This window comes from Halalkalibacter wakoensis JCM 9140 (genome assembly GCF_000513095.1).
GTDB classification, from domain to species: domain Bacteria; phylum Bacillota; class Bacilli; order Bacillales; family Bacillaceae_D; genus Halalkalibacter; species Halalkalibacter wakoensis.
The window spans coordinates 1-20,521 of the sequence record NZ_BAUT01000064.1 but is presented as its reverse complement, the minus strand read 5'-3'; the positions used below and the strand labels follow the sequence as shown (position 1 = coordinate 20,521).

The 20,521-nt window shown below is 39.4% G+C and carries 20 protein-coding genes and 2 riboswitches; of the genes, 2 read left to right on the top strand and 18 right to left on the bottom strand.

The features are described from left to right. Positions 1 to 387 precede the first annotated feature (387 nt). The 18 genes from JCM9140_RS22775 to JCM9140_RS17410 form a co-directional block, all read right to left on the bottom strand. Positions 388 to 834: an SMI1/KNR4 family protein gene (locus JCM9140_RS22775; protein WP_052002357.1), complete on the bottom strand. Its 447-nt coding sequence runs from the start codon at positions 832 to 834 to the stop codon at positions 388 to 390. Then, positions 824 to 1,828 (bottom strand): HNH endonuclease, encoded by a 1,005-nt coding sequence (locus tag JCM9140_RS22770; protein WP_052002356.1) that lies wholly within the window; start codon positions 1,826 to 1,828, stop codon positions 824 to 826. Before JCM9140_RS22770 ends, JCM9140_RS22775 begins: the two co-directional genes overlap by 11 nt. Before the next feature lie 337 nt (positions 1,829 to 2,165). Continuing rightward, the gene (locus JCM9140_RS17480) at positions 2,166 to 2,438 is read right to left on the bottom strand and encodes a hypothetical protein (protein ID WP_034749514.1); all 273 of its coding nucleotides are present in this window, start codon (positions 2,436 to 2,438) and stop codon (positions 2,166 to 2,168) included. 45 nt (positions 2,439 to 2,483) lie between these two features. Next, entirely contained in the window at positions 2,484 to 4,256 is a 1,773-nt protein-coding gene (locus tag JCM9140_RS17475) for a dynamin family protein (RefSeq protein WP_034749511.1), read from the bottom strand. A 3-nt stretch (positions 4,257 to 4,259) separates the two neighbouring features. Continuing rightward, positions 4,260 to 6,185 (bottom strand): dynamin family protein, encoded by a 1,926-nt coding sequence (locus JCM9140_RS17470; RefSeq protein ID WP_034749508.1) that lies wholly within the window; start codon positions 6,183 to 6,185, stop codon positions 4,260 to 4,262. 3 nt (positions 6,186 to 6,188) lie between these two features. Then, positions 6,189 to 7,022: a TcaA NTF2-like domain-containing protein gene (locus JCM9140_RS17465; protein ID WP_439644316.1), complete on the bottom strand. Its 834-nt coding sequence runs from the start codon at positions 7,020 to 7,022 to the stop codon at positions 6,189 to 6,191. 77 nt (positions 7,023 to 7,099) lie between these two features. Next, positions 7,100 to 8,161: a hypothetical protein gene (locus JCM9140_RS25475; RefSeq protein ID WP_034749503.1), complete on the bottom strand. Its 1,062-nt coding sequence runs from the start codon at positions 8,159 to 8,161 to the stop codon at positions 7,100 to 7,102. A gap of 17 nt (positions 8,162 to 8,178) precedes the next feature. Further along, positions 8,179 to 9,366 (bottom strand): dynamin family protein, encoded by a 1,188-nt coding sequence (locus JCM9140_RS17455; protein ID WP_034749500.1) that lies wholly within the window; start codon positions 9,364 to 9,366, stop codon positions 8,179 to 8,181. 755 nt (positions 9,367 to 10,121) lie between these two features. After that, positions 10,122 to 11,024 (bottom strand): methyl-accepting chemotaxis protein, encoded by a 903-nt coding sequence (locus JCM9140_RS17450; RefSeq protein WP_034749497.1) that lies wholly within the window; start codon positions 11,022 to 11,024, stop codon positions 10,122 to 10,124. Between the two features lie 95 nt (positions 11,025 to 11,119). Continuing rightward, positions 11,120 to 11,202, bottom strand: a riboswitch (cyclic di-GMP riboswitch). Between the two features lie 824 nt (positions 11,203 to 12,026). Next, a complete protein-coding gene (locus JCM9140_RS17445; protein ID WP_034749494.1) occupies positions 12,027 to 13,385 on the bottom strand; it encodes a hypothetical protein in 1,359 nt (452 codons plus the stop codon). Positions 13,386 to 13,398: 13 nt separating this feature from the next. Beyond that, a complete protein-coding gene (locus tag JCM9140_RS17440) occupies positions 13,399 to 13,947 on the bottom strand; it encodes a hypothetical protein (protein WP_034749491.1) in 549 nt (182 codons plus the stop codon). A gap of 327 nt (positions 13,948 to 14,274) precedes the next feature. Then, entirely contained in the window at positions 14,275 to 15,114 is an 840-nt protein-coding gene (locus tag JCM9140_RS22765) for a hypothetical protein (protein WP_052002355.1), read from the bottom strand. A 17-nt stretch (positions 15,115 to 15,131) separates the two neighbouring features. Continuing rightward, complete coding sequence (locus JCM9140_RS17430) at positions 15,132 to 15,917, bottom strand: hypothetical protein (protein ID WP_034749489.1); 786 nt, start codon at positions 15,915 to 15,917, stop codon at positions 15,132 to 15,134. Positions 15,918 to 15,929: 12 nt separating this feature from the next. Next, positions 15,930 to 17,354: a dynamin family protein gene (locus JCM9140_RS17425; RefSeq protein WP_034749486.1), complete on the bottom strand. Its 1,425-nt coding sequence runs from the start codon at positions 17,352 to 17,354 to the stop codon at positions 15,930 to 15,932. Positions 17,355 to 17,463: 109 nt separating this feature from the next. After that, positions 17,464 to 17,551: riboswitch (cyclic di-GMP riboswitch) on the bottom strand. Between the two features lie 366 nt (positions 17,552 to 17,917). Further along, positions 17,918 to 18,511, bottom strand: a complete 594-nt coding sequence (locus JCM9140_RS17420) for a hypothetical protein (protein ID WP_034749483.1) — start codon at positions 18,509 to 18,511, stop codon at positions 17,918 to 17,920. Positions 18,512 to 18,658: 147 nt separating this feature from the next. Next, positions 18,659 to 18,811 (bottom strand): hypothetical protein, encoded by a 153-nt coding sequence (locus tag JCM9140_RS23930; protein WP_156314914.1) that lies wholly within the window; start codon positions 18,809 to 18,811, stop codon positions 18,659 to 18,661. Positions 18,812 to 18,892: 81 nt separating this feature from the next. After that, positions 18,893 to 19,402, bottom strand: a complete 510-nt coding sequence (locus JCM9140_RS24125; protein ID WP_052002354.1) for a helix-turn-helix domain-containing protein — start codon at positions 19,400 to 19,402, stop codon at positions 18,893 to 18,895. A gap of 160 nt (positions 19,403 to 19,562) precedes the next feature. Then, complete coding sequence (locus tag JCM9140_RS17410; protein ID WP_034749481.1) at positions 19,563 to 19,832, bottom strand: hypothetical protein; 270 nt, start codon at positions 19,830 to 19,832, stop codon at positions 19,563 to 19,565. Positions 19,833 to 19,925: 93 nt separating this feature from the next. Between JCM9140_RS17410 and JCM9140_RS17405 the strand changes: the two genes are divergently transcribed. Continuing rightward, complete coding sequence (locus tag JCM9140_RS17405) at positions 19,926 to 20,327, top strand: TIGR04086 family membrane protein (protein WP_034749478.1); 402 nt, start codon at positions 19,926 to 19,928, stop codon at positions 20,325 to 20,327. Continuing rightward, positions 20,299 to 20,430 carry a hypothetical protein gene (locus tag JCM9140_RS24970; RefSeq protein ID WP_268870583.1) on the top strand — a complete coding sequence of 44 codons (132 nt, stop codon included), beginning with the start codon at positions 20,299 to 20,301 and terminating at the stop codon, positions 20,428 to 20,430. Before JCM9140_RS17405 ends, JCM9140_RS24970 begins: the two co-directional genes overlap by 29 nt. Positions 20,431 to 20,521: the final 91 nt, after the last annotated feature.

The following is a 20,521-nucleotide window of genomic DNA, read 5'->3' as shown; positions in this document are numbered from 1 at the left end:
GTTCCGCCTATTTATTGTCCGATCAGAGGGTTTTATTGTCCCGTTCCGATCACCCACCATCTGATGTTCAGCCACCCTCAAACAAAACAGACCTCCCGAAGTCTTATCCGGGAGGCCTAGTCACTAAACATTAATCCTTACTCCTATAGTAACGAGAACTCTTTTTACATATCTCCATATACCCTATCGCTTTAAAGTGCATAACTTCATAATAAGTAAGATCGGTTGAATTGCTGTGCTTTTTGAACCAAGATTGTATTCGTATAAGCAGACTCATAACCTCTCCTCCTTTATATAGGGTATTCTGAGGAGGAGGAGAGGATTACTTTTTTATTTTGGGAGAACAGCAAAGTCGCCAGTACTTCTCTTTCCGCAAACGGAAGTGGGTCAAGGAACCTGTCCCCATGACCCACACAACTCATCCAAAAAATGGCTAAATGAGCCGCTGATATATACGGTATTACGTGACTCGTGATCCCAGAAGACGATCGTGGGTTCAGTTGTTTTTCCGCTACGATAATCAAAGCAAATATAGTTGCCAAATGGATCATTCGCAAACGGGATCACGTTTTGGGGGATGTTTGCTTTTAGCCAACTCATGACATCTCTTATCCCACCTTTAATAGGATAAATATTTAAAAATGTTTTAACGACCTTACCATTCGATTTCCCTTTACTATGTATAACATTCGGTTTGGGTCTAGCTCCATTATATCGAGTCAATAGCTCTCGGTAAGCTATGGGTAAACGAATATTTAATTCCTTTTCTACCTCATTCAATACTCTTTCCGTTGCGGGGTTCTTGGCAAATCGCCATTCTATTTTATCGTGCATCGGAACCTCCTCCCCAGATCGATCTTCCACCACTATGTCCAGTTTTGGCGTGAATTTCTTCGTCTACGAGTTCTAGTCTCCCCAACTGCTCATGATGATGCCATGTATATCCATCTGGTGTTTCACCTGCATAAATCTGCTCCAACTGATCTATTGAAAACTGCATAGCTAACTCAGGGTTTTGACTTACAGCCTCTACAAGTTCAACGTTCGCATAAGAAAAATGAAGATAATCACTGCTTTCATACAAATCAGATGGGAGGTCTACTGTAGCTACTGGCTCAAATTGAGGAAAAACCCCTACCACCTCGGTCCCATCCTCCAGTTGAACCGTCTGAGCTTCAAAAGAAACACCTGTTTCTGGATGGGTTTGATCAATTAGATGGCTATTATGTGTATGAATGAACGCTCCATCTTCTGCATTGGCAATGTCGCCTCCATCAAGTAAATCAATCACAGTAAAAGTAGCACCACCAATGATCACCACTTTTGCAACAGCTCCTGCACTTACTTTAACTTGTTCGTAGTCTTTTCGGTATAAACCACTAATAATTTTCCCACTATTAGAGACGGTATAGACTGCCGTTTTTCCAATCCCTTTAAGCGTTCTTCCAGTAGCATTGCCAATCTCACTTAAGCCTTCCTTTGTTTCTCTTCCGTTTCTTTGAACCATACCCTGTACCGTTTTAAACGTACCTTGTCCAACTTGGCCTCCAAGATCACCCGTAAAATGAATCGATCTATGAAATCCCTTTCCTAAATCACTCACAAAATGGCTGTTGACCTTATCGCCTAATGCTTCAATAGGCTTTCCAACAACCTTTCCTGTTAGATCACCAATACGGTCGCCCGTTGTATGTACTAAGCCTTTTCCGGTATTTTCTTTTAGGCTTCGGTCTTTCTCATTGATCTTATGAGACCAATCACGAGTACCTTTTACTGTTTTTTCGACAACCTTTTTTGAACCCTCTTTCAACCGATCAGAAAAACGCAAAACTTTTCCTCCCTTCTCTTCCTAGTACAAAAACAAAATAAAAAGAGGCACACTTCATAGAAATATACCTCTTCACATGGCAGGCTATCCCCCTACAAGTTGGCTCCCAGACACCTTCCCATTTAAATAAATATTTTTTTCAAAAACAGTATGCTATGAATCTCGCTTCTCTTGGAAAGGATCATTAGGTAGAGCAAACTTGTCCCTCTGGCTCCCCTGCATGAGTTAACCTAAATTATTCCACGGTATTCCATCTGGGTTCGATCTTAGATAGCCACCGCCCTGTTCTGCCGTGCGGTTGATGGCTGTATTTCCGTCGCCGTCTCTGTAATAGCCTTCAACGTAGGTTCCATCTTGGCGAAAATAGCATCAACATAGTGAGGTTCACAAAGTGGACGTTGCTTTGATTAATTTTCATCGGCTCAAATTGAAATTTATAGGCTTGCTTCAAAGGATCTTGTGATTGAAAAATATCATTGTAATGACTGAATGAATTAATCTCTAGCATAGGTACAGTTGGTGGTACTTTATCCCATTCGTTAAAAGCTGAGTATTCCTTATCAAAGCTTGATGATGTGTCTAACACATTTAAACTCGTAAACTCGCTCATAAATAAACATTCCTTTCGTTTATAAAACTTGTCCTAATAAACAGGTCAAACCTTTTCGACACGAGCTAACTCTAGTCGTTCTTTTAATTCGGTTACTTTTCTTTGGTACTGTCTTTCCTCGTGCTCTTCTCCTCTTTTTGCTTCCATTTCTTGATCAATTTTCTTTTTCAAATAATGCATTCGTTTTGCGAATTCATCCATTGAATTTCGTTTAATCTCTTGAATGGCTGAAGAGATGTAGTATTGTAATTGTGATTGGAAGTCTTGCATAATAGCTTCTACATGTTGTTCAACATTGTATTTCAATTCTGGTCTGACCTTTTCTAACTGTTTCTCGGCTATTTTTTGTTGAAGATAAGGCAAACCAGCCATCCCGACAATCGGTATTAAGAAAGGACCTCCTAATAAAAGGGCGAGTGTACTGGCCCCTCCAACGGCTACCCCAGCTTTTATGGACGCATTTCCAGTACTTTGACTAATGATCGGAAGGGCTGCTTCGTATTGATATTGTTCTTGGTTCAAGTGAATTTGGACCGATTGTTGAAACGTCTTTGATAAACCTTCTGATACTTCCTTTTGCAATTTTCTTAGCAATTCCTGCATATAGTCACTATATTGATCGACCCATTGATCAAATTGGGTTCTGATCGTAATCGGCAGTTGTGTTTCCACAAGGGATTTAATATCATTTCCTTGAAAAAGGTCAATTTTCGTCTGTAAGTCAGAGTGTAGTTTGTTTCCAAAGTATTTAGCCGATTTTTGAACCATAAATTGAATTTCTTCCTCTCGATCAACCAAATAGTGCTCGATCGACACTTGCCACTCCTCCTGCTCGGTAAGCCACTCTTCTACTGCTAAAAGTTGTGCTTTCAACTTATCTAACGAGTCATTCGATAATTGTTCGACCGTCTTGATTTCAAGAAGCAAGTGATCGTGAATGTCCTCAAGACGTTCATTAAAGCGTTCAACCTTTTCGTGACTACGTGAGCCATTTTCAACGAGACGAGTGATCTGTTTCTCAACATCAAGTAAGCCTGAATAGGTTACTAGATCGTCATTGCCACTCATTTTTCCTTGCAGCGCTTCTAACGCTGAAATCGGATAAATCTTCGGTTGGTTACCCTTTGTAATTTGCTGCACTCGGTGCTCGATATGTTCGATTGTCTCTTCGACCTCTTCTTCATCGACTCGGTCAAGAAAATTGGCTACATACATGATGCGGTCTGATCCTGTTTTTAGCAAACGTTCTTCTAAAAACTTCTTCTCTGTATGCTTTACAGGCGACGTCATATCAAGCATAAACAAAATAACATCCGCTCGCGGAATAAATTGATGCGTCACATCTGAGCGGTGCTGATTTAAATCATTCACCCCAGGTGTATCAACAAGCACGACGCGTTCTTTTAACAAAGGCGCTGGGGTAAAGATTTTTAAATACTTGATCTCATCTGGATTAAAGTCCGCTGAAGCCGTATATTGACTTAGCACCTCTTGAGAGAGCGTGTGCTTAACCTCATCACCATCTGATTTCATAATATGAACTTCTGGCTCATCTCCGTAAAAGACCGCGTTAATTGTAGCGGTTGTAGGCGTGACATCGACTGGCATGATTTCTTGCTCAAGAAGCGCATTAACAAAGGTCGATTTCCCGTGTTTGAATTCACCTACTACGACAATCGTATAAAAATCTTGCTTGATGTCTTCGATCAATTCGGCCATTACCTGTTCTTGGGGGCTACCAGCTAACACGTCTGCTACTTGATCACGTAACTCTTCTACATGATATAATAATTTGGCTTTCTGCTCTGAATAATTCACGTTTTATACCTCTACCTTTTCTGTCTTCCTACTCAGACCATGATAGTGTGATTGCAGTTGCTCTTTCGTTCCGATTAATTTCTTTTCTTGACGTTGGACGACTTCTACTTTCTTTAATACTTCCGTTTTTTCTAAACTGGCATTTTGTTTTAATGTTCGCAATTGATCTTCCGCCTGCTGAACGTGACTTTGGACCGTTTGCTTGAATTGCTCACTCGCTGATTTTGAAATCGCCTTCCATTGCTTCTGAAAATCGCCTAGTTTTTTCTTTTCCGTTTGACTGAATTGGTTCGTTAAATCTCTACGAAGCTTCGTTTTTTCATCTTCTCCAGACGTAAACAATCCCCAAAGCCACGAAACCCCATTGGCTACAACCGTCGCTGCATATCCAGCTCCAATCGCCACTTTACCGAGAAAACTTGTGCTATTATCCCAGGCGTCATCCAGCTCTTCATACAAATCATCAAATATACTTGGCTTGGATTCTTTCTGATAAGAAAGTGTTGATGGCACTAAATTCTCTTCTGGTTCTGACCAAATCTGTTGCAAATTATAGTCAAGCTTTAACCACTCGTCATTGACATTTGAACTCGACTTTTCAATCGCCATTTTTACGGTTGCTTTCATTTTTTCCGATTTTTGTTGGTGCAGCTTGCGTTCAAGTGGAGCAATGGTATCTTCAATTTCTCGGTTGATTTGTTCGGTTGAGCGGTACCGATTTTCCTCAAATACATCGAATGCCGTTGCCGTAATCTTTTTCAATTCACTTTGGTACCAATTTTCAAGCGAAAGAGCCTCTTTTTTTAATGCGAAGTTTAAATTTTTATCAGCTTCTTGTCCAACTTTTCTGACATGGTCAATTTTCGGGATAAACGCATCAACCTTGGCTTGAACACCTTCTACTTGGTTCATTAACGTTTTCTTTTCAAATGCTATTTGCTTTTTTAATATTTGATCAATCAACTTGGTTGCTTGTTGGATTGGCTTTTGCATTTTGACCGCACCGCGATCAAATTGGAGGAATTCCGCTAACGCTCTCTCCAGTTCAATAAATCCCGTATTTGCAATTGGCCACGGCTCAACCGGCTGACCTCGAAACGTGAGTTCTTCTCCATTGGCGATTCTTCTTGCATTCAGCGCTTCCTTTGCTGCGACCATGAAAATTTTTGTGTTAGGAAGAAGTTCTTCTAGCTCTGTGCGGGCATATGTCATGACTTTTTCAATCTCTTCTTCGCTTTTCAAAAGGTCTTTAAAGTTAATAACGATAAAAATTTTGTGAATATCATTTGCTAATAAGCGGTCGCGCAAAAAACTTCTTTCGGACTCGGACAAAATTTTCGTTGCTGCTAAAATAAAAATAGCCGCATCTGAAGTGGGAATAATCGTATTGGTAATCTGCTCACGTGCAGGATCAAGATCATTGACCCCTGGCGTGTCGATGATCCTCACTCCATTTTCACAAAAAGGAAGAGGGTAGCCAATCTCGGCGTATTTAATTTGGCTGATGAACTCGACTTGCTGTTTGTACTCTTGTTCCGATTCTTCGTCTCCTTCAAGCGGTTCTTTTGGCGCAATCAACTTTTTAAATTGTTCTTCACTAATGGACTTACTTGTGTTTGTTTCTTGGAAATGCAAGTGAATAGACGGTGTCGGGTTGTGCGTAATCACATTTAAAACAGCAGTCGTCGGACGAACGAGGGATGGCAGCACGCGCGTCCCTAATAATCCATTAATAAACGTAGACTTTCCACGCGAAAATTCCCCTACGACCACAACCGTAAATTCTTCGTCTTGCAGCTGTTGTTTTAAACCGCTGATTTTTTCATATTCCTTCTCAAGATTCATTTCTTTTAACAAAAATGAAAGCTGAGTAAAGGACAGTACGATGTTGGCTCTTGTTTGTTTAAATGAATCCAAAGAAAAACTCATGTCCTATTCCCCCTCATTCTCTACAGCGTCATATCTGTATTCCTCTAAAATATCCAATCTCGGAATCTCCTCGATTCGCATCGTCCCGTATTCTGAAACATGAATCAAATAATCAACCGAAACGCGTTTCTCATCTCCGCTTCCATCGCGGTAAGAATAAGCATCGACCACTTCTACTTCAACGAGCAAACGTGTATCGTCATGTTCCCAAATGCCATCTACACGTAGAAATTGATTTTGGACATGCATCTCCTTTTCATTCGCATTGGCAATGTAATTTACCGTGGCGTTATACTCACTGTTCCCTTGTATAAAATATTCCTCTACATAAGAAAAACCAGCACCATTAAAGGCATAAATAAAGTCACGATAATAACGTTCGATAAAGTCTTCCACTTGCCACGAACTAACATTGTCAATCGTTCGCACGATGATTTCCTCACGCACTGTATGGAGATCCTCAATTTGCAGGATGCTAAAAGTCGTCTCACTTAACGCTTGAACCAAGTATTCTTTTTCTTTTTGATACGCCGTTTGTTTCCCTTCATTACTAGTGAAAACAAATTCCTCATATGTCTTAACTCGATATTGATTGCTCCCTAGCTTTTCGATCGACTGAACATCAAACACTTGAAAATCAAAATAATGACCTTGTCCAGATATGGATTGGACATAATCCCTCAAGCCACTATACGCTCTCCCACTCTCAGATAGATAGGATTCAATATAGGAAAAATAGCCCTCATTTAACGCAACCATATAGTCAGCGCGGAACTGGCGCAAAAACGCGCTCAAATCTTCGTTGTAAATGTGGTAATCTGGCTCAATCACTTCCATAACATCATGACTCGATGCCACTATCCTCATTTCGCCATTGTCTACTTCCATTAACGTATACTGTCCATGATAGATCGTTACGAATTCATTTTGGTTGATGTGCTCGATTGTTCGAACGAGAATCTCATCGTCTCCACTATACTCGATTTCAGTAACGTCAAAGTACTCGAACTGCGAGTCATAAATGGATTCAACATGAGGCCGATACCCGTTCCAACTGTCTTCCACAAACCATTTCGACATATTGAATTGCTCGTACCTGATATAAAACGGGAAAGTTCATCCGCCATCGCCATCATAAAACGTTCAACATCTTCTCTCGGCCAATACTCTTCCAGAATTCGTTCTTCTACTTCTACTTCTTCAGCCGCTACCTCTTCTACTTCCGATAACACAAAAGCCTCTTGCTCGACAAAACCTTTATCCTGATTGTATAAAACGATAACGAAGACAATCGCAGCCACGACCGTTAGCCCATTTGTCCAAGCTTGCTTGCTCGATAATTCATATAATTTTTCTGCACTAGGAAACCGCATCTCAGTTGGAGCCTGCTCTAGTTGAAGACAAGCCAAGTGAGAGACATCTATATGTGCTTCCGCGCGTTTACTTGTAAGTTTTCCAAAAGAATACGCATCTAACTTCCTTAGACTTTCGTATTCTTCCATCACTTGCTCAAGTGGCAAAAACTCATGTAATCCCTCGATATTTTCAAACAAATACTGGCATTCTTGAAACGGTTTGAGGAAGCTTACTTCTTCTTCTACTTCTTCAAACAACGGCTCAAACGCCTCTATCCACTGCTCTAAAACAGACAGATAATCTTGTAAACGAATGATCTGTTCTTGACCCAATTCTTGATACGTTTGACTCAATTTTGTATACGTAGCATTCCAATTTTTACAAAGCGCACGCATTTCGTTAACCTGCTTTTCTAGTGGCTTTCGCAGACCAAGCTCATGAATGTTTGCCCATTCTTTTAACAAACGAGTCAATGAATCCTGTTGCTTTGAAAGAGCTTTTTCCTTCTCTTTTGCCTCTTTTACGGCAACATTATAAGTAAATTGCTCCTGCTCGAATTGGCCCACCTTTTTCTTTCCAAAGAATTTCGCATCCTTAAGCGTCGCCCAACTGTCATTCAAGCGTCTCTCCTCAACTTCTAGTTCTCTGAGGCTGTCATTATACTCTGATAACATCCGCTGATATCTTCGACCTTGAATTGAACTTTGTCCTCCCAATTTTTCTTACTAAGATCAATTCCATGGCTATGAGAGGATTGGGTCAACTCTTCAAAGGATTCGGTGTTAGACAGGGAAGATATAGCCTCTTCAACGATGCTAAATTGTTGGTCCATTTGAAGGAGCTTCTCTTCTATTTGCTCCCGATCTTTCAGAACACGCGGTAAATCATGATCGAAAAAGGAATAAACCAGTGGTTGCAATTCGTAAAAGCCTGCGTCAGCCTTCTTATTAATCCATAATTGATCAAGTTGTTGCAGCGGTTTCTTAAGCCGTTCAAACATCCGTTGAGGCTTGTTGTCCTCCGCTTTCAACGTTTCAAAGATTTTCTCCACTTCAGCCCAATTGCTCCATTTTAATTTTGTGTCATTGTTCTCAAGCTTTCCTTCTAATGCTTCAAGAGCAGAGACACCAGTCAGACCACTGATCAAACTACGAAACTTTCTTCTTTCTCCATCTAAGAACTCACTCAACTCTTCTTCCTCTTCGTCATGAAGATCAATCCGATTGACGACGCCCACCGGTGTAATTCCTAACTCGTTAATTTTCTTCAGTTCCGCCACTTCCGTACTTGTCCCAAAAAACTGATAATTGAACAGCCAAATCATTTTATCAGCACGATGCAAGAACATTTCCGTTGCATCTGTATGGTGGTCGATCGTCGCATTTAGCCCTGGTGAATCAACAATGGTCACGTGTTGTAGTTTCTCAACAGGCAGTTTCAACTCAATGTGAGAAAGCTGCTTGCGAACAAAGCCAAAGCGACCCTCACGTTCCGCTGTTAATTGCTCCAACCATTGTTCATCGTATTCTTTTGTCTCACCATTTTTAAAATGACCGATCACTTTCTTTGTCTTACCATATGTTAATTTTGTAACAACCGCCGTTGCAGGAGTCACATCCGCTGTTAAGATTTTCTCTCCTAACCAAGCATTAATAAAGGTCGACTTTCCCGCCTTAAACTCCCCTGCAATCATCACAATAGGAGGTTCCTGCAAATCTTGTTGAATCGCCGAAATATCCTTTAAAATCAATTTATATTCTTCATGACCACTCATAAGCTCTTTCCACTTCGATAAGGCCAAATCGAGATTCTTCTTCCACCCCATAGTCAAAAACCCTCTCTAATCCCTCAGTAAAGATATGTACATTTATGACAGGATTCTACTCATTTCTACCTATTACTATTTTAATACAAAAATACATATTTTTTTATATTTCTTTGAAATATTTTCAGGATATTCCTGGAAGGTGGGTGGGTCATGGGGACAGGTTCCTTGACCCACTCTCCTTAAATAGTGAAAGAACAAGATGTTGATATCTACACATTCCGCCAATCATCTCGAGACGCACCTGTGTATATCTACGAAAAGATGGATAACCCTCTGTATAAACAGGAGGTTATCCACCTTTTCGGTTTAAATAAGATGTTTTTTGCTTTCTGATTCTTTTATTTCTCCACAGACAACTAAAAATACAGAACTTCTACTCCATTAAGGACCATTTATTGTCCAGTTTGGCTTGTTTATTGTCAATCGAAGCCTTTTATTGTCCAGATCGGCCTATTTATTGTCAATCATACCCTTTTACTGTCCAGATCAGATCAACATCGAGGTTCATCTGCTTCCTCGAACAAAGCTGTTTTCAAACAAAAATACGCCTCTCGAAATTTCTTCCGGAGGCTACTTCATTTTCCTTACTCCTATAGTAAATAAAACTCTCAATCGCTTTAGAGTGCATAGCCTCATAATAAGTAAGACCCGTTGAATTACTATGCTAATTGCCACCCGCAGGTTCGCCGTGCTACCTTCTTCCCAAACGAAAGTGGGTCAAGGAACCTGTCCCCATGACCCACCATGGCCCACTAAAGAATCCTCTTAAAAGCCTCGGCTCCTTCTTTTAGGCGGCTTGAGGTTTCTTTCATATTGTTAAACTCTTCAACCGCTTCGTTGATGAGCATTTGATTTTTCTGGATATTGGTTTGGGCCTTGCCGATTTTTTCGATCTCTGTTGTCATGGCTTCGATATTGGAATGAATCTCTTCTACCACTGATTTGACTCGATCCGATAGCTTCTTCACTTCAATAGCAACTATATTAAATCCTCTGCCATGTTCCCCTGCTCTTGCAGCTTCTATCCCGGCATTGAGGGATAAAACGGTCGTCTGGGAAGAGATGTCACGAATGTTTTTTAAGTTGTTTTTAACTAATGCAATTTGATCACTTAGGTTTTCGAGAATTTCAATGTTTTTCTTTGAGTCATTTGTGACTATATCTGTATTTGAAGAAACACTCATAATCGTTTCGATTCCTTTTTTGGAACTCTCTTGAAGGTTATCGGAAATATGCTGCAGCTTTTCTACGAGCTCATTGACGGTTTCTTCTCGATCCGTGATATCGCTAGCCAATTTTAAGACGGCGACGACAGCTCCTTCTGCGTTTCGTACAGGCGAATAAGAGGCATGCAGCCAAATCGGCTCTCTATCTTTTTTGACTCGTAGAATTTTCTCATTAAAGTCTTGTCCGCTTTTTAATTTCGCCCAGAACTTCTCATACTCGCTACTATTGGCAAATTCGGGAACACAAAAACGTTTATGGCTCAACCCAATTAGCTCTTCTGGAGCATACCCCATTCCTTTAGCAAAGTTCTCGTTTGCCCAAAGAACTTCTTTTTTTAAGTTAAACGTAATCATCGCATACGATCGATTGAGTGCTTCTAATGCAGCTTCTTGGTTGATGATTTTTGACAGCGCGCTAATATGGCTCATTCTGATTACTCCTCTATTAACCGTATTCGTGGTATGTTCATTCATTTTTGTCCATAAAAAAAGAAACCCGTTTGCCAATTGGTTTCGATTATCCCTTTGGCAGCCCGGCGACCATGTCTTAAGAGTTAGGCCCGTAGCTTTGCGTCACTCTCTTTCGAAAGGTTTGCCTTTTTCTATTGTCGGTTGTTAAATATTATCCTTACTATTACTTCTATATTATCATAAAAAAAACGAGAGGAACTGGTTCACTATCGATACACTGCATCCAAATTCAGGTAATGGTTTGGTGTTTTGTACATAAGTCGACAGAATAAAAAGAAAGCTCCTCTGGGCCAAGGAACCTGTCCCCATGACCCACCTGCATGCATGAATTTAGGGCTCTTGGGGAATAAAATGACTATGTACGTTTTTAACCGTTTAACTTTTGAAAGAAAAGGGGATTTCTCATGGATAAAATTGAAACAGGTGAAGTTTTTACGATTAGTGACGAGGAATTCGATAAAGTCTCCGTAGCTTTTGATGAAATCATGGAAGACGAGTAATCCAGAGTGGGTCATGGGGACAGGTTCCTTGACCCATCTTCATATATTAGAATTCATGACAGATTCTTTTAAAACATCTAGATCCTCGGCTAAACTACTTGAGCCGTTCACCCAATTTGCGATTCTGTTTCTCTCGTTCCGTCTCTTCTCTATCCAGACATTTCACCGACACATCAAGCTCATTACTAACATCTAAATCTTCTCGCCATCCTTAATGACCATCTTAGCAACCAATTCTCTAAAATCTGCCGTATATTTTCTTTTGCTTTTTATCCAGATGAACACGTCCTTTGTATGTTCTTTTGATTAAAGCATTACGCCACATATCATGTCCACTTTTTATACTACATTATTATTAACCATTTTATTTTCCTATCAACCAAAAGTGGGCCACGGAACCTGTCCCCGTGGCCCAACCTAATCAAGAAACAAAGGGAGGGACCAAACCCCGCCCTTCTCTTTATCCATTAAACTTACTCAACAGTTGATCAATCCTATCTAACTCTTGTTGAAGCTCTTCTTCTAATTTCGAATGGATAAACTCTTCCTTTACCTTGCTAATAAATTGGGTATCACTAACCAAGCGATACAGAGTTACAAGCATTCCACCTGCATCTAATTTTTTCAGATCTTTGGAAAGAGCAACATAAATGACATTGCTACTTGTTGCAATGCTATTGGATAGCATTAAGATTTTTCTTGTTTTCACTTCATACATGTCAGGACTGCCATATTTCTTCTCATCGTAAAACAACTTATGTGTCAATTTAATAATTTCATTTATAAAAATAGAAAGACTTGCTCCTGCTGTTATACTATAACTATTAATACCAAATTTATTGATCAATGTTTTGGAAAGATCATTATCAATAGAACTTATAAACGGTACGGGCAGACCTTGCTGCGTGAAGTAATCTGTACCAACGTGAATTGCTTGTTTCATAATGGCAGCAGGTAGGTTGTAATTATTTTCTTGTGCTACCTCGATAGCTGTATGAATTGCCCCTAACGTACCCTTCTCATAGCGATTGGCAATTTTATGATTAATGATTTCGTATGTAGTAATAAAATCGCTTTTCGTCAATGAGTCAGACAATATGTTAACAGGTCCAAATATCCAGCCCATGATTGGATCATGACCTAAAGTACGGTAACGATGGGTATTCGCACTAATCCCTGTCGATTCTGAACTTGGGTCAAGTCTCGAGACGGCATCATAAGGTACACTTCCTAGTAGAATCTCATGCCATTCTTTTGGCACTCTTTTCTTCAGTCTTCCTTTTATGACTTTATCAGCCTCATCAGCTGTTTTAAAACGAAACTTGTCTGAAGATAAAATATACTGCCGAGCGCATTGTAAGGCCGTAGCCAGAAGTAAAAATGCGATATCTACTTTATCAAGCTTCACCTTTTCCTTAAATTCTTTTGCAATTTGATCATAACGGTCATCTGCTCTATCTACTTCTTCTTTAGTGAGAATGTCTTCAATTGTGACCTCACTAAAACCTGCTTGCCCTGCTTCTCTAACTAAATCTTCCCAAGAAGTCGAAGGACCTGATTTTACGTTATTGTGCAACGCGCCTTCCTCTTCAGGAATTGTCGCGTGTATCGATGATCGCTTTACTTCAACTCCATATTTCTTTAACACGTTCATTGAACGTGAGAGATTGTCATTAATTTGGTTGCTAGTAACATTGGATCTACCAATCGCTTGGTCCAGTTCATCTTTCCTCTTTTGCTGATTCTCCTTTAATTTGTTCATACGAACTTGATTATATTTTAAGACATTGAGGATTTCTTGATCTTTGTCAGTTCCCATTAAATCCTCCCCCCTATGATGCAGCCTGCAAGTCATTTCCTAATTCATCGATTACTTTAAGCAACGCTTCATTAACTGCTAGAAGCTCATCTATCTTCTCTCTTAACTCCATATTGACTCGCTTTAGTCTACTTTCAGAAGCCTGCCTCTCTTGATCCATGATTTGATATTTTTGAATAACATCATTTTGTTTTTTGATAGCTTCCTTATACCTTGAGAGCTTTTTGTTATGAAATTCTTTATCCTTTTTATTCTTGAAAAGAAGATAACCAATTCCTCCTAACACTAAAGCCGGCGCAACAAAAGGTAGCAGAGCCACTCCGCCTATGGCTGCTCCACCAGCAAAACTAGCAGTACCTAGCTTTGCAGCACCTAATCCTAAGCCGACTTTTCCTAATCCTGCAGCCCCTAAACTACTACCAAGCGCCATACCAACTAAAGGTGGGACCGATTTCGGATCCTTACTCACAATGCTAATTGTCCCTAGTGATCTGTCAGCAAACTTTAGAATCGCATCAACCTGTTCTAAGCTTTTTTCATCTTTATAGATTTTTTTGGACATTCTTTTAACCCCCATTGTATTTACCGATATGTAATGATCATTTGTTTTGCGTGAAATCTAGTTCTACTTTTCCACAGGCTAGGTTTGCGCTTATAGATTATATAAATCTCTTACCCTACTAACTTAACAATTTTTGACAAATATTAAAAAGTTTTGGGTGTGGACTGGCATCGAGCCCAACGCATTTTCGTATTTCATCTCGTCAGTCAAACTTCAACACATGCCCACCTGTGACCATACTTTTTTGAAAGTCACCAAACCGCTGCTTCATACACAACCCTCTTCTCAGAAACATTGGGAAGAATCATCCTCCTCATTACCTATTTTTCATTTAACCACTGAAAGAGAAATCGTCTCTGATATCCGATTCATTTTTTGTTTTGTCTCCGCATCTAATTGATAAAACCTAAAAGAAACAATATCCTTTTGCCTATTTAGCAATAAATCAGCTTGCTGTTTTGGAAGGAGAGAGGACAGCTCTTGTACTAACATATCTGGCATGTTTTTAATGATAAAGCGCAAAGTGATTGTGCTAGGAGCTTTTTTGTCAAAATCATTACTCCCCTCATACTGAATAGCTCCGATTTGATTCTCGAATTTTTCACCGTCTTCTTTCCGCAAATAAATTTGAACCGTTTGTTTTGTATTTCTCCAACCAATGTGAAATCCTGCTCTTTCCATTGAACGACAAATAAATTTAAATAATGTTGTCACTTCACCAAAGTCATAATGATAAGGATGAGACGAATCCTCTTCGTTACGAGCTGACTTCGTTTTTTCTTCCGTTTCATCCAAAAGCTCTTCAACATAATCAATAAGGGAGCTCGCCCATTGAATTTTAGCAATTTCTTGGACCATATCGATTTTCGTTTGGAGATCTTGGCCTTGTTCAGTAAGGTCCGTTAATTGCTTCGAGATTCTTGTTTTCATTCCCAGTACTTGTGCACTAAGTGCATCTGCGTCTTCCTTTTGTTTCTTTTCGAGTTGGCTTGTGGCCTCTAGAAATGTTTCTTTCAGACTCTCGACCATTTCCTCTTGAGTAATGGTCTGTTTATGGAAGAGAAGTTGAATTTCTTTCTTAAGTAAATCTTGAGATTCCGCCATCTCTCTCTTCGTTTCTACTAATTCTTTATGACTGGCTAACCCGATTTTCGACCAAAAACTCATTTCTGCTCTCCTGCCTTCTATACGGTTTTAAGCTCTTGAATTGATGTATCACATAAATCAATAGTTGAAGAGATTTTCGCTTTAAGTTGATCAACCTCATCCTCATTTTTCTGTAAAGCGTTTCTCAACTCTTCTAAAAGGTCTTGTTCGGACTGCATCACAATTGAAATTTGATCAATTTTTGATAAAATTAAATCTTCAACAAGATTAAGTTGATCCTCACTTAGCTCATCGATTCTTTCTAAAAACTCATCTACCGCTATTTTCATCACTCTTTTTGCGTATTTCTCCATTTCACTTACACGTTCATTATCCGAATCTACCTTTAATATCCCTAACAGCTCATGGTTATCCAACGAATAAGCACGAGAGACTCTATTTTTCATTTGTCCTCGTAATTCTTTTCTCAGCTCTCGTATTTCCTTTTTGACCTTCTTAATAGGCAGCTCCTTAAGGAACGCATCATCTTCTTGCATTTCTTCCAGTTGAAGAATGACTTTATCGAAGTAGTCATTTGCCTTTTCGAGCAATTCCTCTTCTACACGGTTCGCTTCTGAATGAAACGTCTTTGCATATTGAGATAAATCACGGTTAATGTTTTTTGTTTCGTCCGTCGAAGCCGTGTCAGAGTCATATTTCGTTCCAAGAAAGAAATCAACAACCTTTTTAATCAATTTGCCAAGCCCTCCGCCCCCGCCACCAATAATTGGCGGAAGTGGCTTAGAAATGACCGAACTTATTCCACCTACCACTTTTGAAACAGCACTTGAAATACCACTAACAAATGATCCTAGAAATCCCATCCTTATTTCCCCCTACACTATTTTCTGTGCTGCTTTTTTTAGTTCTCTTAAATACTCGGAATTGTTCTTTTGCACTTTTTGTAAAATCCCTTGCAGTGTTTGTTGATTTACTTTCATTTCTTTTACTTCTTTTTCTTTTTGTTTTGCCTTTTCTGTAATGACTTCCAAATTTTCATCAGCTGATTGTAACAACTCTGTTTGTGAAGACTTAATATATACAATTCGTTCTAGCAACTCTTGCTGCAACTCTGTAAATCTTGCTTTCAATTCTTCAATAAGCAATGATTCATGATTTCGAACGATTTCCATGAATAAACTATCTTTAAAAGTAAGGATGTCAGAGTACTTAATAGCTTCTTCGACAATCTCCGTATAGTCTTCATTGTAATTAAATAACGCATTTTCTAATTTCCTTTGATCTTTCCTCCCTAAACAATCGTATTGAATGGCTTGGTTGTACATGTGAGCCGAAAGCCCGAAAATATTTTTCGACGCTTTTTGCGGAGACCCATAGCAATCCTCTCCTTCTAGATAGGAGATCCATTGATTTTTCAGTTGCGGCCATTCTGTTATGGGTTCATTTAGAAGGTCCAACTGAGTACCGATTGTGTAGACTTTCTCAGGGTTTTCACGACAATTAGCAAATACATTGTACATCGTTTGTAAATCACCTGTATTTAACGTTTTAGACAGCGCACATAAAATAACGGCATTTGCTCGATCTATGTAATTACGTGTAACATCAGAACGATAGCGAACAGCATCATTTAATCCTGGAGTATCAACAAAAACAACTTGCTCTGGCAAATCAAAATCGGCTAAACCAATTTCTACTTCCTTGACAAAATAGTGTTTCGGATCTTTCGATGACGTCCATTCTTTCACAACTCTTTTTAATTCCTCATCAGAGGTCGGATTCAACGTAATTGGATGATGTTCTACCCACTCATTTTTGCTTGTTTCAGCATTTAAAGCTTCATATTCTTTGAAGAAAGTGGAATGAGGGTTTTCACTTGCACTATTCCACAATTCTCCCCATTCCAATTTATTATAAAAGCGAATCGTAACAGCGTTTCTTCCCTTACCAGAACGAATTTTTGTTAACACAGCGGTCTCTGGTGTTACAGCAGTTGAAGCAAGCTCTTTACCGATTAACGCATTAATAAGAGTCGACTTCCCAGCTTTCACGACGCCAATAATCGCAATATGAAACTCAGGTTCACGGCATTGCTGAATAAAGGAATCAATTTTTGAAAAGAAACGACCATCGAACGACTTACTCAATGAATCTTCTTGAAAAATTCTCGTTACACGCTCAAGTGTCCGAGCATAGCGATTCGCAAGGGGATTCCATAAAATTTCCCTACGTTCCTGATCCAGCTGATCTAATGTCTGTTTGATATCATTATTGGCTGTCTTATAAACCGTTTTCTCCATGTTAACCATCCTTTAAGAATTAGTGATAAAAGGTAACTGAATTTGTCTACCAAATCTCCTAGTATTCGAAAAAACACCCCTATATAAGCTAAGAGTGTTGTCGATACAATCGTGCAACTGGCTGGCATCTCTACAAAATAGAATTAGCCCCTCTAGTTTTGCGCCCTATTCTTTCAAATAGTTTGCCAATATATAATTAGAGATTCAAACGACATCAGTTGTAACTTTTATCCTGCATTTTGTGCAATGTTTTACAATAACTATATCAAAAGAACTAGAGAAAATATTGTCGTTTCATGTCGATAAATTTAAATATTTGTCAGGGCCACGGGGACAGGTTCCTTGACCCATTTTCTTTTTTCAACCGTATGAAATATGGCTAGCTATGCATATCACTTATTATTTCATCAGACTGTTATGTATAAGGTGGATAAACCTTTGTAACACAAGGTATTATAAAATCGCTCTGATATGTGGTCGATCTCTCATAGCTTATTGCGCAAAGTAAACTTTATTTTCCAAGAGCTTTTTCACTATAAAAAATTGGGTCAAGGAACCTGTCCCTATGACCCAATTCGATCGTAATTTTCTTGATCATCAATCATGACCTTAGTGCTCTCTTCTAGCCATTCCCAACCTTCTTCCTCAATTTGATTTTCACGTTCCTCCAGTTGTCCCCTTATTCCCTCGCTTTCTGTTTGATCCTCTTCTAACTCATCCCCATAGAGGGAATCAGCGCCCAGCACTACTTCTTTCCTTCCATATCCCGTGACCAAGCCCCTTTGACTTGCTTGATGCTTCCTTTTAGATTCAAGTATCTCTTCAATGCTCATATGTTTACGTTGTTTCCGTTCTTCTTTATAAAGCAGATACTCTTTACTATTGAAAATGGAAGTTGGCTCTTGCACAGGTGATGGGGTATTGGTTTCACCTTCCTTAATTAGTTGATGACGTTGATCATATTTCAACGCAATTTGAACCGTGAAAATAAGAAACACGATCAGACTGACAACAACCCCAAGGCTATCCATATTGTAAAGACCCGTAAAAAATTGCAATAAGGCAGCTAAAGCCACTCCAGCTAACAACGCTAGGAACCCAATAAATCTTTCACCTCTCAGGGCGCGTCCTGCTCCAACGGAAAGTATATCCATCACAACAGCCAGCCTCCTTTTATCTTTCAAAAAGAAACTACCAATCAAACCCATTCCTAAAAAAATCAGCCCTATCTTCCAACTAAAAAAAACGAACAAACCGATCACCTTCTTTTTTCATTTTTCATCCAATAATGCTTAGAATTCATCCTAAAACTTCCCTAAATACACCCCTCTCTTCTTTGCTTCGTTTTCAATTTTTTTCAAATCCATCATCGTTTTTACTCCTGCTTCAACATTTCGTTTGATCTCGCGGTAAAAAACCGGTAGCAGGCTTGTTGGTATATGACGATAATCTGTCATCATCGAACCTCCTTCTAGAGAGAAGTTGGCTAGCAGCAATAAACGGTAGCCGCTTCTGACTTTTGTTCAATACCCTTCTTTTTAAAGCTGTGGGTGGGTCTTGAATTTGCCGCTTTCATCCAAAACAAATAAATTAACAATCAGCCCGTCCATTTTTTCATCTTCAATTGGACCGAACACGCGCAGCATGCCGTGATGGGTCACAAACCATGTTCCTTCTGATTTCTTTGCTTCGTTTTCTTTGAACTTCCCTCTGAGTGCGGCTTGTCTAACAGTACCGCCGTTCGCTAATTTCCAAATGTTTGCTGCTTCTTTTAATGAGTAGACTTCCTTCAGAGAAACTTTGTCTGGACTTTCCAGTTGAACAGGGCCGACAATCGTATCGATTTGCGATTTTAGTAGCTCCTTTGTGGCAGCTTCTTTTTCATTTTCGTGATCACGATAATAGATTTTATTCGATGTTTGTAGCCATGTTCTCACTTCCTCTTTTGTGTTTAATGAAAAATATTGGTACTCTTCATCCATTCCATATAACGTAACAGGCCAGGTTTTATAGTGTTTTCGGTTGTACACAGCGAATAATTCAGCCATTACACCAACCTCCTTTGTAGTTAATTCGTTTATTTAACCATTTTTTATTTGCTCAATTCGTTACAAACGTTATATACTGAAGATAAATTATTTACCTGTATTTGTCAACTTCAATTAACTGATTAGAAAGTAGGTGGTCGTTTGAAATGCTTTTCTTCTGTTACTGACAGCCTTGTTGAGTGTCCTCATTGTCAATCGAGTGAGTTAATTCGGGTTCACCGCTGTTGGCTTTTTTTTCGTTTGTTCGTTCTATCTTTATGGAGTTTGGCTCTCTTATTGCTGATGACTCGATTGTTTTGGAATGGGTATTTCGACGCGGTACTACTTTGGTCCTCTGTTGTAACCGGAATCGTTGCTCTTTTTCTCGTTTGGAAAATAACCTATTACTTTGTTCAAGAAAGCTGGGAATAGCTTTTAATTTGTCAGCCATGTGGTCAAAAGCTCCATGTTAACCCATTTACAACTTTATCTTCAGACGAAACAAAGGAGCTTGTTTTGAAAATGTTTTATGGGGAGGATAAACGTGGAGAGTAGAAGTGTTGGGGTTTCAGCTCTATATGGGATTATTACCATTCTGCTTGTTTTCTTAACCAACAGTCTTATAGCTTCTTTATTGATGGAATTTCTACCTATTTTGGTCATACAACCTTACATGTTCATCGTTTCGTTTTTGGCTTATTTTCTTGGTGGGTTCGTTGCGGCTAGTAAGGCACAAGTTCATTCTGTGCTAGTTGGTGTACTGGCGGCTACCGGGGTTATTGGAATTACGTTTTTGATCCAACTGTTTGGCTATCATGAGTTCCCAACAGGAATTCAGGTTATTCAATGGGGGCTTTTTCTTGCTTTCGGTGTAGCAGGTGGATGTTTAAGTCAACATTATGGGAGGAGGAATAGTGATGAGATTATTGAAAATGGATGTGGATAAAGGGGATTGGGTTCAGGTGGCGAAACATCACCCAGAATACCCTAACCGAATCGGCTATGCGACGAGGCACGGAACTCATTTTCTGTTAACCGGTATTCTGTAAGAAAGAAAAGGATTACTTTCTTATTTTTCTCAGCAACAGAGTCACCATGCTTTCATCTTTTCTAAACGGAAGAGGGTCAAGGAACCTGTCC

Excerpts from the sequence above, each read along its gene's own strand:
- JCM9140_RS22775 (WP_052002357.1), bottom strand. The coding sequence starts at position 834 with ATGCACGATAAAATAGAATGGCGATTTGCCAAGAACCCCGCAACGGAA.
- JCM9140_RS17480 (WP_034749514.1), bottom strand. The coding sequence starts at position 2,438 with ATGAGCGAGTTTACGAGTTTAAATGTGTTAGACACATCATCAAGCTTT.
- JCM9140_RS17470 (WP_034749508.1), bottom strand. The coding sequence starts at position 6,185 with ATGAGTTTTTCTTTGGATTCATTTAAACAAACAAGAGCCAACATCGTA.
- JCM9140_RS17465 (WP_439644316.1), bottom strand. The coding sequence starts at position 7,022 with ATGGAAGTGATTGAGCCAGATTACCACATTTACAACGAAGATTTGAGC.
- JCM9140_RS17455 (WP_034749500.1), bottom strand. The coding sequence starts at position 9,366 with ATGGGGTGGAAGAAGAATCTCGATTTGGCCTTATCGAAGTGGAAAGAG.
- JCM9140_RS17450 (WP_034749497.1), bottom strand. The coding sequence starts at position 11,024 with ATGAGCCATATTAGCGCGCTGTCAAAAATCATCAACCAAGAAGCTGCA.
- JCM9140_RS17445 (WP_034749494.1), bottom strand. The coding sequence starts at position 13,385 with ATGGGAACTGACAAAGATCAAGAAATCCTCAATGTCTTAAAATATAAT.
- JCM9140_RS17440 (WP_034749491.1), bottom strand. The coding sequence starts at position 13,947 with ATGTCCAAAAAAATCTATAAAGATGAAAAAAGCTTAGAACAGGTTGAT.
- JCM9140_RS22765 (WP_052002355.1), bottom strand. The coding sequence starts at position 15,114 with ATGAGTTTTTGGTCGAAAATCGGGTTAGCCAGTCATAAAGAATTAGTA.
- JCM9140_RS17430 (WP_034749489.1), bottom strand. The coding sequence starts at position 15,917 with ATGGGATTTCTAGGATCATTTGTTAGTGGTATTTCAAGTGCTGTTTCA.
- JCM9140_RS17425 (WP_034749486.1), bottom strand. The coding sequence starts at position 17,354 with ATGGAGAAAACGGTTTATAAGACAGCCAATAATGATATCAAACAGACA.
- JCM9140_RS23930 (WP_156314914.1), bottom strand. The coding sequence starts at position 18,811 with ATGACAGATTATCGTCATATACCAACAAGCCTGCTACCGGTTTTTTAC.
- JCM9140_RS24125 (WP_052002354.1), bottom strand. The coding sequence starts at position 19,402 with ATGGCTGAATTATTCGCTGTGTACAACCGAAAACACTATAAAACCTGG.
- JCM9140_RS17410 (WP_034749481.1), bottom strand. The coding sequence starts at position 19,832 with ATGGCTGACAAATTAAAAGCTATTCCCAGCTTTCTTGAACAAAGTAAT.
- JCM9140_RS24970 (WP_268870583.1), top strand. The coding sequence starts at position 20,299 with ATGAGATTATTGAAAATGGATGTGGATAAAGGGGATTGGGTTCAGGTG.